The sequence below is a fragment of the Roseobacter sp. genome, assembly GCF_024639605.1.
Lineage (GTDB): Bacteria > Pseudomonadota > Alphaproteobacteria > Rhodobacterales > Rhodobacteraceae > Roseobacter.
The window spans coordinates 1-12429 of record NZ_JAHEHZ010000101.1 but is presented as its reverse complement, the minus strand read 5'-3'; the positions used below and the strand labels follow the sequence as shown (position 1 = coordinate 12429).

At 58.5% G+C, this 12429-nt stretch carries 11 protein-coding genes and 1 tRNA gene; 6 read left to right on the top strand and 6 right to left on the bottom strand.

Going from position 1 to position 12429, the window contains the following annotated elements:
- The 5 genes from Q0M35_RS13040 to Q0M35_RS13020 all read right to left on the bottom strand — a co-directional run.
- Positions 1 to 2192, bottom strand: a 2192-nt coding sequence (locus tag Q0M35_RS13040; protein WP_295315980.1) for an AAA family ATPase, incomplete at its 3' end; no start/stop codon positions are given.
- 385 nt (positions 2193 to 2577) lie between these two features.
- Positions 2578 to 2654, bottom strand: a tRNA-Arg gene (locus Q0M35_RS13035).
- Positions 2655 to 2757: 103 nt separating this feature from the next.
- The gene (locus tag Q0M35_RS13030; RefSeq protein WP_295315978.1) at positions 2758 to 4185 is read right to left on the bottom strand and encodes a HAMP domain-containing sensor histidine kinase; all 1428 of its coding nucleotides are present in this window, start codon (positions 4183 to 4185) and stop codon (positions 2758 to 2760) included.
- 11 nt (positions 4186 to 4196) lie between these two features.
- The gene (locus Q0M35_RS13025) at positions 4197 to 5615 is read right to left on the bottom strand and encodes an FAD-dependent oxidoreductase (RefSeq protein ID WP_295315976.1); all 1419 of its coding nucleotides are present in this window, start codon (positions 5613 to 5615) and stop codon (positions 4197 to 4199) included.
- A 2-nt stretch (positions 5616 to 5617) separates the two neighbouring features.
- A complete protein-coding gene (locus tag Q0M35_RS13020; protein ID WP_295315974.1) occupies positions 5618 to 6349 on the bottom strand; it encodes a VTT domain-containing protein in 732 nt (243 codons plus the stop codon).
- A 300-nt stretch (positions 6350 to 6649) separates the two neighbouring features.
- Between Q0M35_RS13020 and rpmH the strand changes: the two genes are divergently transcribed.
- Genes rpmH through yidD form a run of 3 tightly spaced genes read left to right on the top strand, consistent with a single transcriptional unit; the run spans position 6650 to position 7453 of the window.
- Entirely contained in the window at positions 6650 to 6784 is a 135-nt protein-coding gene (gene rpmH / locus Q0M35_RS13015) for a 50S ribosomal protein L34 (RefSeq protein ID WP_108800938.1), read from the top strand.
- A 28-nt stretch (positions 6785 to 6812) separates the two neighbouring features.
- Positions 6813 to 7229 carry a ribonuclease P protein component gene (rnpA, locus tag Q0M35_RS13010; RefSeq protein ID WP_295315970.1) on the top strand — a complete coding sequence of 139 codons (417 nt, stop codon included), beginning with the start codon at positions 6813 to 6815 and terminating at the stop codon, positions 7227 to 7229.
- The gene (gene yidD, locus Q0M35_RS13005) at positions 7226 to 7453 is read left to right on the top strand and encodes a membrane protein insertion efficiency factor YidD (protein WP_295315968.1); all 228 of its coding nucleotides are present in this window, start codon (positions 7226 to 7228) and stop codon (positions 7451 to 7453) included. Before rnpA ends, yidD begins: the two co-directional genes overlap by 4 nt.
- A gap of 3 nt (positions 7454 to 7456) precedes the next feature.
- Here the strand turns inward: yidD and Q0M35_RS13000 are convergent, their stop codons facing one another.
- Complete coding sequence (locus Q0M35_RS13000) at positions 7457 to 7999, bottom strand: DUF3833 domain-containing protein (RefSeq protein ID WP_295315965.1); 543 nt, start codon at positions 7997 to 7999, stop codon at positions 7457 to 7459.
- 97 nt (positions 8000 to 8096) lie between these two features.
- On the opposite strand from Q0M35_RS13000, the gene ttcA reads away from it, so the two are divergent.
- From ttcA to yidC, 3 genes are all read left to right on the top strand, one after another.
- Positions 8097 to 8921 carry a tRNA 2-thiocytidine(32) synthetase TtcA gene (gene ttcA, locus Q0M35_RS12995; RefSeq protein WP_295315963.1) on the top strand — a complete coding sequence of 275 codons (825 nt, stop codon included), beginning with the start codon at positions 8097 to 8099 and terminating at the stop codon, positions 8919 to 8921.
- A 117-nt stretch (positions 8922 to 9038) separates the two neighbouring features.
- On the top strand, positions 9039 to 10586 hold the full coding sequence (locus Q0M35_RS12990; protein ID WP_295315960.1) for a GGDEF domain-containing phosphodiesterase: 1548 nt from the start codon (positions 9039 to 9041) through the stop codon (positions 10584 to 10586).
- A 148-nt stretch (positions 10587 to 10734) separates the two neighbouring features.
- Positions 10735 to 12429: membrane protein insertase YidC (yidC, locus tag Q0M35_RS12985; protein WP_295315957.1), on the top strand; the 1695-nt coding region annotated here is incomplete at its 3' end.

Sequence of the window (12429 nt, the reverse complement as noted above, 5' to 3'; positions counted from 1 at the left end):
CTCGAAAGATGGCTTTGCGCCAGTTCCGTCATCGCCGGAAAGTCGCCGTTCCAGCACAGTATCTGTACCTGGTTTACCGCCGCGCGCGCCAAGAGCAAAATGTCGTCGACCTCACCGGCAGGGCCAGTCAAATCTATGCATTTTTGATACCAGCCCTGCGCGTCTCGCAAAGCGAACAAGTCCAGCGCCTTGTTCCCGGCCATAAGCGCATATCTGGCGGTCCCCATCGCGTTCCCGGCGGCCTCAGATTGCTGCGCCAGAAACTCGGCGACTTCGACTTCCCGCCCTGCGTAAAGATCCTCCAGACGCCGTACCACGTCTCCATGCAGTCTGCGGCGGTCCTCGGACAGAAGGCTTTCATAGATGACCTGCTGAACCAGGGTATGTTGAAAGTTGAAGCGGTCCGGCTGCTCGGCCAGGGCCTGCACGATGCCGCTCCGCTCCAACTCGGCCATGTGTCGCGCGGCCGTGCCCCCAAGTAGGCGGGTGTCGAACTCTCGCCCGATGACCGACGCACGCTCCACCAACCGGCGCACATCCGGAGAGAGCCTGTCAACGCGTTGCATCAGCAGCCCCGCAAGGGTCTCGGGAATGCCCGAACTGTCCGGGATTGGCCCATCCGAAGGTTCATAGCTGAAGTGCCGAGCAATCTCCTCGATGAACAGAGGATTACCGCCGGCACGCTCGATGAAGGGCATCATATCGGCGAGCGCGTCCTGATCGGCCAGATGATCGCGAAAGAGCTGTACCGCCTCAGCCGACGACAAGGGTTCTAGAACCAACGCCTCGACGCCCGGCGCATCCCCCCACGGCGCGGAATAATCGGGGCGAAAGGTCGCGACGATCAGCACGCCGCGTCTGCGCGCATCGCGCACCAAAGCATCCAGAAAGTTGCTCGAGCGTTCGTCGATCCAGTGCAGGTCGTTCAGGTGCAGGACGGTGGGCTTGAGACGCCCCTGTATAATGATGAACTCAGAAAGCGCTTCGCGGGTGCGTGAGCCTATCAGGTCGGGATCGACGCCCGGTATGGAGGCTTGCAGCTCCATCAGTCGGCTCAAATACGGAATGTGGCGGTCACGATCAAGGCCCGCCTCGACCAACCGCTCTTCAAGTAATCCGCCCTCGGCAACGACAGTATCGCGAAAGCGCCGCAGCAGGTCGATGAACAGGTGGAACGCTGTCGTACTGGCATGCGGGCTACATTGGCCGATCAGGAGCGTAAACGCATCGCCGTGCCGCTTGATGAACTCGCGGAGCAAGCGGGACTTGCCGATGCCGGGTTCACCGATCACGTTGATGGTGCCCAGAGCGCCCAGCCGGGCCCGGGACAGAGCCGCTTCCAGAGCGCCGATCTCATGCTCCCGTCCGATCAGAGGTGCCAGATCACCCTGTCGGCGCTCAAGGCGATCATACGATCCGGAAAACCTGACCACACGCCAAACCGGCACCGGATCATCAAATCCTTTGAAGACGTGCGGACCAAGTGTTTCAAACTCCGCCGCGCCATCCGATAGTCTGCGGCACGCCGGACCGACGACGACGCTGCCCGGTTCCGCGACCGACTGCAGTCGTGCGGCGAGGTTCGGTGTCGATCCCAGCGCCGAATGTTCCTGCGCGCCCCCCCGTCCGACGATTTCGCCCACAACGACGAGACCGGTCTCTATCCCGATACGCACCTCCAGGCGATCAGCGCCTTCAGGCACCGTCAATTCACCGATTTGCCTGACCACAGACAACCCGGCCTGAACCGCGCGTTCCGCGTCATCCTCGTGGCTCTGCGGATAGCCGAAATAGGCCAGTACTCCGTCACCAAGAAACTTCGCGACGAAGCCGCCGTAACTCTCTACGCCCTCGATGACTGCATCCTGGAAGTCCCGGATCATCTCGCGGTAGCCCTCGAGGCTCAACCGGGTCGACAATGCTGTCGAACCGACGAGATCGACGAACATGAGCGTCAGAAGCCGTCGTTGAGCGCGGGCAGACGTGCTGTTTGCCGGTTCCTCCACGCTCCCCAGCGCAGCTGCCGCTGCAAGTATCCGCTTGCGGTGACCAAGCTTGTCGACACCGAGCTCGCGTAGGTCCGCATCGCTCAACGTCGGCAGCAATTCCATGTCGACATCGTTCTCGACGAATGCCGTTACGTGCTGCGACAAATCCAGAGACGAGAGGAATTCGGAGATCTGCTCGGTCATCGCCCCCCCCCGAACACTTCGATATAGCCTTGCTCCGGAGCGTACTCCTTACGGGATGAGAAATCAAAACCGACCGGATTGCGTGAGTGCGAAACCCGGCCCACTCAGGCAAATTTCAAGTAAGAACGCAGCGGGATAGGCTGCGACCCATATCACACGGCACCAAACTGAAGGGAACAACAGTCCGAAATACGGCAATGCTGAAGACTACTTCAGAAAAAATCCGACTTCAGTCTTGCGACCACAGATACTGCAAAAGTTCTAGAGGCCAGATTGTTCCAATGAATTCCTGGAACTTCCAACTTGAGGTGTGGGAACTATTGGGGGAACAAAAATCACAACTATCGATATAAATAAATAAAATCAATTACTTAAGTGGTTAAAGTGGCGGACCGAGGAGGATTCGAACCCCCGACCCCCTGATTCGTAGTCAGGTACTCTATCCAGCTGAGCTATCGGTCCACTGCCGCCGGGGTTTAGTGCTGAGCGGCGGATGATGCAAGCCAAATCGTCGAATTTTCCGGCAGGACGCAGGACAGGCCCTGCCCGCCCTCTGCGCCGGGTTTTATGCGCGGGCTGCGGCCCCGGAGATCTGCGCCTTTTCTCCGGCAAGGGTGCCGTCGCCTTTTGGCAGACAGATTACAAACCGGGTGCCAAACTCATCAGAGGATGCAAGCTCCAGTGTACCGCCGTGCCCGCGTACCAGTTCGGCAGAAATCGCGAGGCCAAGACCTGATCCACCCTTGCTGGCGCTGCCCTGAAACGGCGCAAAAAGATGCTCGCGGGCATTGGCTGGCAGGCCTGGTCCGGTATCCGTCACCTCAATCCACCAGGCTGACATATCCTCGTAGCCGACGACTTCGACCTTGCCGTCTTCACCCGATGTCACCAGAGCCTGACGCGCATTGCGCACCAGATTTGCCAGTACCCGGTAAAGCTGTTCCGGGTCTGCTCGCACCATCAGATCACCCGGCACGTCAGACGAAAATGTGATGCCCGTGCCCTCTGCGGCGAGGCGCTCGCCCTCAATCACTTCGTCCACCACCTGCGCAAGGGACACCAGCGTCAGGGTCGGGCTCGGCTCTTCCGCCTTTCCGAAAGCAAGCGTGCTCTCGCACAGATGTACGGCACGCGTGATTGAACTTACCAGTTTAGGCGCCATGCGTTTGACGGTGGGGTCTTCGCTCATTTCGATGCGGTCGGTGAAAAGCTGTGCCGAGGTCAGAATATTCCGCAGGTCATGGCTGATTTTACTCACCGCACTGCCCAGTTGCGCAAGCCGCTCTTTCTGGCGCAGGGCCTGCGTGAGATCTGTCTCCAGCTTGCGCAGTGCAACTTCTGCTTCATGCAGCTCAGTGACACTTGCAGTCGGCACGATGATCCGGCGCGCGTCCTCTGGTGCGGCCGCGTAATGCAGCATCTGTCCCACCACACCTTTGATTGGCTTGAGCAGCAGCGCCCGCATGGCAAGAAACAGCAAAAACGCAGTGATTACCGAAATCACCGCCGACAGGATCAGAATGCGTATACCATAATCGATCATTGCGTCACGCAACCCGCGGGTGTCCATCGTCACTTCAATCAGCAGACCCGCGTCGCGTACCGGCGCCCCGATCACCCTGATAACCTCGTTTTCGTTTGTCACAAGACGCATTAGAGCGTCCCGGATCAGAACCACCGCCGTATTGTCGCGCATGTCATAAGTAGCTGCGATGGGCTGTGGCATATCAGACGAAAGTATAAGCTGCCGGGCGGAATCCCGGCGCAGCACCACGTTGAAGACACCGGCGTTCTCCAGAAGCTCCGCCTCAAGCTCGCTTTCGATCATATCGTCTGCCAGCAACGCCAGCGAGGCGATCTGCGCACGCTCAAGCCGGTTCATCATGTAGTCTTCTCTGAACCGCGCTATCGAGGGCACAAAGATCAGCACCTCCGCGATCATCACAAAGATGGTCGTGAGGATCAGCAGCCTGCCTGAGAGCGAGTTGAACATACTTCAGCGTTTCACGGGATGTAGCGCTGGACAAGCCCCACGATCTTTTTCACCGTCGGGTTTTCAAAAAGACGCGGGCTGAAATATGCGCCGGCGGCGCGTTTGTTGACTTCACCGATGGTCGGATAGGGGGCGACCATGGCGGCAATCTGGCTCATCTTCAGATTATTGGCCAGCGCCAGCGCCCAGAGGCTGATAAGCTCCCCCGCCTGGTGGCCGACGATCGATGCCCCCACGGGCCGGCCCTTGCATACCATAACCTTGATAAAACCGGTGGTTTTCCGCTCAGCAATGGCACGGTCATTATGCGCGTAATCGAACCGGACGACCTCCAGACGGCTGCCGTGCTCTTTGCGGGCCTGCGCTTCTGTCATTCCAACCTGAGCGATTTCCGGGTCGGTATAGGTTACCCGGGGGATATGCGCGGTTTTCGCCTTTGAAGGCAACGCAAAGAGCACAGAGCGGATGATGACGCCCGCATGATACCCCGCGACATGGGTGAACTGCATGCCACCAGCCGCATCGCCGATGGCATAGACCTTGCGGTTGGTGGTGCGCAGACCCGCATCCACTTTTACGCCGGTTTTCGTCGTTTCAATACCTGCGGCCTTTAGATTAAGCTTCTCTGTATTCGTGCGCCGGCCGACCGCCATCAGCAGGTGGCTGCCTTTGATCGAACGCCCGTCTTTGGTGACAACCTCTATGGCGCCTGCTTTGCCTTTTATCTCGTCGGCCATGGCCCCTTCTTCGATCACCACACCTTCATCACGAAGCTTATTCAGGACCACTGCGGCTAACTCGGGATCGTCTTTGCCCAGCGCTTTTTCGCCTTCGATCACCGTAACCTTACTGCCCAGCCGGATATGCGCCTGAGCCATTTCCATCCCGATCGGCCCGCCGCCTACAATCAGCAGGTGTTCCGGCTTTTCGCGCAGCTCCCAGAGCGTTTCGTTTGTTTCATAGGGCACCTTGTCAAGCCCCGGGATCGGGGGGACCAGCGGCGAAGAGCCGGTGGCAATAATAATCCGGCGTGCGGTGATGACAGTGTCACCGGCCTGCACTTCGGTCGGAGAAACGAAATGGCCGAATTCGCGGATCACCCTGACGCCCAGGCCTTCAAACCGCTCCTGACTGTCCACCGGTTCGATCTGCGCGATCACACCGTGAACGTGATCTTTGGCCGCGGCGTAATCGGCGTTTCCCGCCGCATCCGCCACACCGTATTTCTCTGAATGCCGTTGTGCCCAGGCGGCTTTTCCGCTGGCAATCAGCGCCTTGGACGGCACACAGCCGTAGTTCAGGCAATCGCCGCCCATCTTGTGCCCTTCCAGAAGGGTCACATCGGCCCCCATCTGCACGGCGCCTGCCGCAACGGACAAGCCGCCCGACCCGGCGCCGATGATCAGAATGTCGGTTTTGATCCGGTCCATATCTACAGAGTTTTCCGGCCCGTTATGGCTTTAACAACAACCGGCATCAGTGACAGCGCACTCAGACCGAGGATCGGCAGCAGGATATGCGGCTCAAAAATGAGCCCCAGGTTCGGAGTATCGCCCCGCTCAAAAACTGTGCCAAGTCCCGCGCCAGCAGAGGAATAAACCAGCGATCCGGGGATGATACCGAAGAATGTCGAGATCGCAAACCGGTACGGGGGAACAGCCAGAAAGGCCGGCACCAGATTGGCGGCGAAGAACGGCACCACCGGCACCAGACGCAGGAAAAACAGCATTGACCACTGGTTTTCGTCGATGCCCTCTTTAACCTTTCTGACGGTCCCCTGAGAGGTATCCATCCGCGCTTTGAGCTTTTCACCAAGTCCGTGACGCGCTGCCAGAAAAATAATCACAGCACCTACGGTCGCCCCGGTCACGCTCAGCGCTGCCCCCCCCAGCGTGCCGAAAAGAAACCCGCCTGTCAGCGTCGCAATGAGCGCGCCGGGCAACGAGAAGGCCACGATGACGATATAGGCAGCTACAAATCCCAGCATCGTCAGTAAGAAATTCGCATCCCGGAAGGCGATCAGCGCCTCGCGATTATCGCGCAGTGCATCAAAACTGAGGTAGTCGCGCAGAGTAATGGCACCCACTGCCGCCACCACAAGGATCACCAGCAACGGCAGATGGCGCAACGCGCCCGGTTTCGGATCCTGGGTCATATCTGACATATGTTTCGCCTTTCTGCGGGTGCGTTGCAATTGACACCTACATGACGCCTCGGCGGGACCGGTGACAGGGGTATCACGCGCGCTTGATGGCCCGTGACATTTTGGTGGCTCCCGCAGCCCCCTCGCCCCCCGGATGTAACATCTGCCCCGTTCCAAAAGGTAATTATTGCAAAAACCCGCAAATTTCGCCGGTGCGGGGTTTGACTTGGGGCCGAGGTGGCATTAGGAGACAGGCTTCTGATGACCTCAGGCGCGGAAGCGATTCCGCGCAGAGCCCGAAGCAGTATTGGAGACGGAGCGATGAAACGCACCTATCAACCCTCGAACCTCGTGCGCAAACGGCGCCACGGCTTCCGCGCGCGCATGGCCACAAAAGCCGGCCGCAAGATCCTGAACGCACGCCGTGCGCAGGGGCGGAAGTCTCTGAGCGCCTGATACCGCTGTTTTTGCCGGTACCGTTATGATGGAACCGCCGCAAGCCGCCTCTCCGGATCAGACATCCGAAGTGAACGCGCCTGCGGCGGTTTCTGTGCGTTCTGTCGAGACCCTGACAAAACGCCAGGATTTTCAGCGCGTCGCCCGCGCCCGACGCGCGGCAAAGCCTGGCTTTATCGTGCAGATGCGCAGGCGTGCGCCAGAAGAAGCCGGTGGCATACGTGTGGGATTTACCTGCTCAAAGAAGGTTGGCAATGCCGTCGCGCGCAACCGTGCCAAGCGCCGCCTGCGCGAGATCGCGCGTCTGACCCTGCCCGAGCGCGGACTGGACGGCGCAGATTATGTGCTGATCGGACGGCGCGAGACCACGGCCACCCTGCCCTTTGACCAGCTTCTGCGCGATTTTAATGCGGCTCTCGACGTGCTGCACGGCGAGGCCCGGTGAGCCCGGCTGCCCGCCTTCTGGCGTTGCCGGTACGCGCCTACCGGCTGATTTGCAGCCCCTGGGTCGGCCACAACTGCCGGTACCAGCCGACCTGCAGCGCCTATGCACTCGAAGCGCTGCAGCGTCATGGTGCATGGCGCGGCGCATGGCTGACCTGCCGCCGGATCGCACGATGTCACCCGTGGGGGCAATCGGGCTATGATCCGGTGCCCGGCGATGACTGAGCCTCAGGGCTGTTTTTCGAAGATGATGGTCACTTCGCCGATGTCTACGCCATACTTCTTCATATAGGCGAGATTGAGCACACGGGTTTCACTGAGCTGCCACATCCAGTCATCGAAACGAACCCGCAATGTGCCCTCCGGCACTGGCAGATCAATCAGGTACTGCCAGTTGAACGTGTCACCGCGCTCCTCACCGGTGGCCTCTCCGATCACCCCGTCTGCTGAGCCGCGCCATGTTTGCGATCCGGTCTCGGGTCCTGTCTTCTGCAAAGTCCAGACCCTCCGCTCGGTCGACTTATCCTCGTAGACGAAATCCTCCACGAGGGTCAGCGTCTCACCGTCCCATGTACCGTTCACCTCGACGTCAAAGCGTCGCCGCACAGTGCCGAAAACATCCTGAAACTGGCCTTTTGCAAGCACGCGCCCGTCAAAGAATTCTTCAAGGTTGAACGCCGCGTCCGAAAGTTTCGGATCGTCCAGCGCGGGCTTGCCCGTACAGGCGGCCAGCGCCGCCAGAAACCCCAGTGCCGCCATCAGCCTGATCATGGTATTCTCCTGTATCTGTAAATACTACGCACGGCCCGGGCTTTTGGTTCAGCTGCGCCGGCGGTATAGAGAAGTCATCGCATTCAGGAACCCGCCCATGCTTGACACGTCCGACGACATCCATCCTCTCTTTGAGGGCGCGCCCAAAACAACCGAATTCCGCAAACTGCGCAAACGGCTGGTGCGGTCCGTGCGCGAGGCCATTGAGCAATACGGAATGATCGACCCCGGCGCACGCTGGCTCGTGTGTCTGTCAGGCGGCAAAGACAGCTACACACTGCTTGCCGTGCTTTATGAGCTGAAATGGCGCGGTTTACTGCCGGTCGATCTGCTGGCCTGCAATCTTGATCAGGGTCAACCAGGGTTCCCGGGATCGGTCCTGCCCGAGTTTCTGGAACGGATGACGGTGCCGCATCGCATCGAATATCAGGACACGTATTCCATCGTTATGGATAAAATTCCGCAGGGCCGTACATTTTGTGCGCTATGCTCCCGTCTGCGGCGCGGTAATCTCTACCGGATTGCGCGGGAGGAAGGATGTTCTGCGGTCGTTCTGGGCCATCACAGGGACGACATTCTTGAAACCTTCCTGATGAATCTCTTTCACGGCGGGCGGCTGGCGACTATGCCGCCAAAACTGGTAAACGAGGAAGGGGATCTTTTTCTCTACCGACCACTGGCCCACGTCGCTGAAGAGGATTGCGCGAAATTCGCCGCTGCAATGCGGTATCCGATTATCCCCTGTGATCTTTGCGGCAGCCAGGACGGGCTGCAACGTCAGCAGGTCAAAACAATCCTTGATCAGTGGGAGGCGAACAGCCCCGGACGCCGGCAGGTGATGTTTCGCGCCTTGATGAACGCGCGTCCGTCGCATCTTCTTGATCCTGAACTTTTTGATTTCGCAGGACTATCTGTTAGGTAAGTACAATTTTATGTAATTTTGTACGATCAGGATGCCGGGCGTTAACACGTCCAACACTTTCAACCGGTTAGTTTGCTGTCAAAGCGCTTTTCTGCGCTTGTCCGGAAGGGAAGGCGCATGGCAAACAGCACAGCACAACGACTGCTGGACTTACGCGGCAGGATCGCGGCCTTCATGATCAAACCCGTTATGCTTGCTCTGCTTCCGGCCGCGCTGCTCGGCGGGTACTGGATTGGCGGCGAGGCGACACTTATGGGTGCCGCTTTGCTGTTTCCGGCGGTCTATATGCTTCTCGGGGGTGCGAATGCACTGACAGCCAGATCGATTGCTAAACCGGCAACACGCGGTCTGATCCGGCGTGAAGACTATCGCACTATTGTCGGGCAGTCATTTGTACAGGCGCGCGATCTGGGACAGATGTCGGCATTGTTCGCCATCGAAATCGATGAGAGCGATGTGCTTGTCGACCGCTACGGACAAAGTGCAACTACAGAACTTTTTGATAAGATCTCTTCTCGCCTTGCCTGCGTACTGCGGGACAATGATGTGATCGCGCAGACATCCGATTTCCGGTTTGAAATTTGTCTCGCGCCGGTGCGCCACCTCGACCTCGAACGTTGCATCCAGATTGCCGGGCGCCTTCAGAGTGCCGTAGAAGAGCCGGTGTCCGTTGAGGGCAGTGCGATTTACGTGACAGCCTGTGTGGGTTTTTGCCAGAGTGCACGCATGCTCAGACGCGACGCTGAAACCTGGAATGAGGCTGCCGATCTCGCGCTCGCCGAAGCAAAAAGTAACGGGCCAAACGCCATCCGGGCATTTTCCGCCGATTTGCGCCGGCAGTCCGAAACCCGGGCAGGCCTGCGTGAAGAGGTGACGCTGGCCCTTGAAAAAGGCGAGATACGCGCATGGTTTCAGCCACAGATTTCTACAGACACAGGCCTGGTTTCCGGATTCGAGGCCCTGGCCCGCTGGGAACATCCGCAGCGGGGCATGATCCCCCCGTCAGAGTTTCTGCCGGCAATCGAACAGGCGGGATTACTCGAACGCCTGGCTGAGGTAATGATGTATCATGCCTTCACCGCTCTGCGGGCCTGGGACACCAATGGCGTATCTGTTCCGCGTGTCGGCGTGAATTTTGCAGGTCCGGAGCTGAACAATCCAGGACTTGTCGAAAAAGTGAAATGGGAACTCGACCGCTTCAATCTCTCTCCGGACCGGCTTGCCGTTGAGGTTCTTGAAACAGTCGTGGCGCGCGCGCCTGATGACATGGTGACACGCAACATCAGCTCACTTAATGCGCTTGGATGCCAGATTGATCTCGATGATTTTGGCACAGGGCATGCCTCCATCGCCTCCATCCGGCGGTTTGCGGTAAGCCGCATAAAAATCGACCGCTCCTTTGTTATCAAATCCGATAAAGACCCTGAACAACAGCGCATGGTCAGTGCAATTCTTACTATGGCAGAGCGGCTCGGTGTTGAGACCCTTGCGGAGGGTGTCGAAAGTGCGGGCGAACATGCTCTGCTGGCGCAACTGGGGTGCGACCATGTCCAGGGGTTCGGAATCGGGAAGCCGATGCCCTTCGATCAGACCCTTGAATGGATTTCTGCCCACACCGCGAAACTGGGCGACGCGCCGCGCATCCTCGGAAATCGCTCCGGTTGACCGGTACGCAGGTGCAGCAGGCGCATTTGCCGGGAGTTTGACCTTTCGCGCCGATAGCGATGACGATTCGTGACCGGAATCCGCTTGACCTTTGGGCCCGTACTCTGTTGAACCACGCTGATATCAATGAGATCAGGTGGCAGTCCCTATGGACGATCAGAACAAGAACCTCATTCTGGCAACAGCGCTCAGTTTCCTTGTGATTCTGGTATGGTTCGTTCTGTTTCCTCCGCCCGAGCCGCCTGCTCCGGTTGATCCGGAAACCGCCGGCACGCTGACGCCTGAAACATCGACGGCGACGGTACCCTCGGCCCCCGCCGGGACCAGTCAGGCCGTTCCTGCCGATGCGGTGACACGTGAAGAAACCCTCAGTGAAGCGCCGCGCGTGCCTGTCGAAACTGACCGGCTGAGCGGGTCAATTTCTCTGCTCGGTGGTCGCATCGACGATCTGTCGCTGAAAGACTATCGCGAAACTCAGGACGAAGACGCTGAAATTGTCACAATGCTTTCACCGGTTGGTGGTGCAAATGCGTATTACGCCCTTTACGGCTGGGCTGCCGGTTCAGGCGTCGATCCCGCCGCGGTTCCCGGGCCGAACACACTCTGGGACCTTTCCGGTGGCGATACACTTTCTGTCGGTGCACCCGTTACACTCACGTGGGACAACGGCGCGGGACTGACATTCACGCGCACTGTCGAGATTGACGAAGACTACATGTTTACGATCACTCAGGCCGTCGCAAATACCGGCGACAGCCCGGTCAACATGGCTCCCTACGGCATTCTGGCCCGCCACGGAGAGCCCGCAGACCTGATGAACTTCTTCATTCTGCACGAAGGTGCGGTCGCCATGGCCGACGGCGAACTGTCAGAAATCGACTGGTCCGATATGCCGGATTTTGAGTATTCCGAACGCGAGGGTGCCCGTGCTGAAGTCGTTCAGGTTCAGCAGAACGGATGGATCGGTTTCACCGATCATTTCTGGATGTCCACCCTCATTCCTGCGCCCGGCAGCGCGTTCAAATCGGTTGCAAAATACGATGAGCGTCGTGACATCTATCAAACCGAGGTTGTCCTGCCCGTGCAGACCGTCGCACCCGGTACTACAGTTTCCTCGACCAGCGAGCTTTTTGCAGGTGCCAAGGAATGGGAAACCATACGTAACTATCAGACGGCGGGCGTTGACCGTTTCATCGACAGTATCGACTGGGGCTGGTTCTTCTTTCTGACCAAACCGATCTTCTGGCTTCTGCACTATCTTAACCAGATAATTGGCAACATGGGCTGGGCGATTATCGGCCTGACGCTCATCATTAAGGCGGTTCTGTTCCCGCTGGCGTATAAGTCATACGTTTCCATGGCCAAGATGAAAGAGCTTCAGCCGCAGATGGAAAAGCTCAAAGAAGAGGCCGGCGACGATCGCCAGAAAATGCAGCAGGGCATGATGGAGCTCTACAAAAAGGAAAAGGTGAATCCCGCCGCCGGGTGTCTGCCGATCCTTCTGCAGATTCCGATTTTTTTCTCGCTCTACAAGGTGATTTTTGTCACCATTGAACTCCGCCATGCAGCCTTTTTCGGGCCATTCCAGGATCTGAGCGCACCGGACCCGACATCGCTGCTTAACCTGTTTGGACTGTTGCCCATCGAAGGACCCGAGACAGGCTCAATTATGGCGCTCGTCTTCATAGGAATCCTGCCGCTTCTGCTCGGCATCTCCATGTGGATGCAGCAGAAACTGAACCCCGCGCCCACCGAACCCACACAACAGATGATTTTTGCGTGGATGCCTTGGGTCTTTATGTCCATGCTTGGCGGGTTTGCCAGCGGACTGGTCGTATACTGG

Excerpts from the sequence above, each read along its gene's own strand:
- Q0M35_RS13030 (WP_295315978.1), bottom strand. The coding sequence starts at position 4,185 with ATGTTCAACTCGCTCTCAGGCAGGCTGCTGATCCTCACGACCATCTTT.
- Q0M35_RS13025 (WP_295315976.1), bottom strand. The coding sequence starts at position 5,615 with ATGGACCGGATCAAAACCGACATTCTGATCATCGGCGCCGGGTCGGGC.
- Q0M35_RS13020 (WP_295315974.1), bottom strand. The coding sequence starts at position 6,349 with ATGTCAGATATGACCCAGGATCCGAAACCGGGCGCGTTGCGCCATCTG.
- rpmH (WP_108800938.1), top strand. The coding sequence starts at position 6,650 with ATGAAACGCACCTATCAACCCTCGAACCTCGTGCGCAAACGGCGCCAC.
- rnpA (WP_295315970.1), top strand. The coding sequence starts at position 6,813 with ATGGAACCGCCGCAAGCCGCCTCTCCGGATCAGACATCCGAAGTGAAC.
- Q0M35_RS13000 (WP_295315965.1), bottom strand. The coding sequence starts at position 7,999 with ATGATCAGGCTGATGGCGGCACTGGGGTTTCTGGCGGCGCTGGCCGCC.
- ttcA (WP_295315963.1), top strand. The coding sequence starts at position 8,097 with ATGCTTGACACGTCCGACGACATCCATCCTCTCTTTGAGGGCGCGCCC.
- Q0M35_RS12990 (WP_295315960.1), top strand. The coding sequence starts at position 9,039 with ATGGCAAACAGCACAGCACAACGACTGCTGGACTTACGCGGCAGGATC.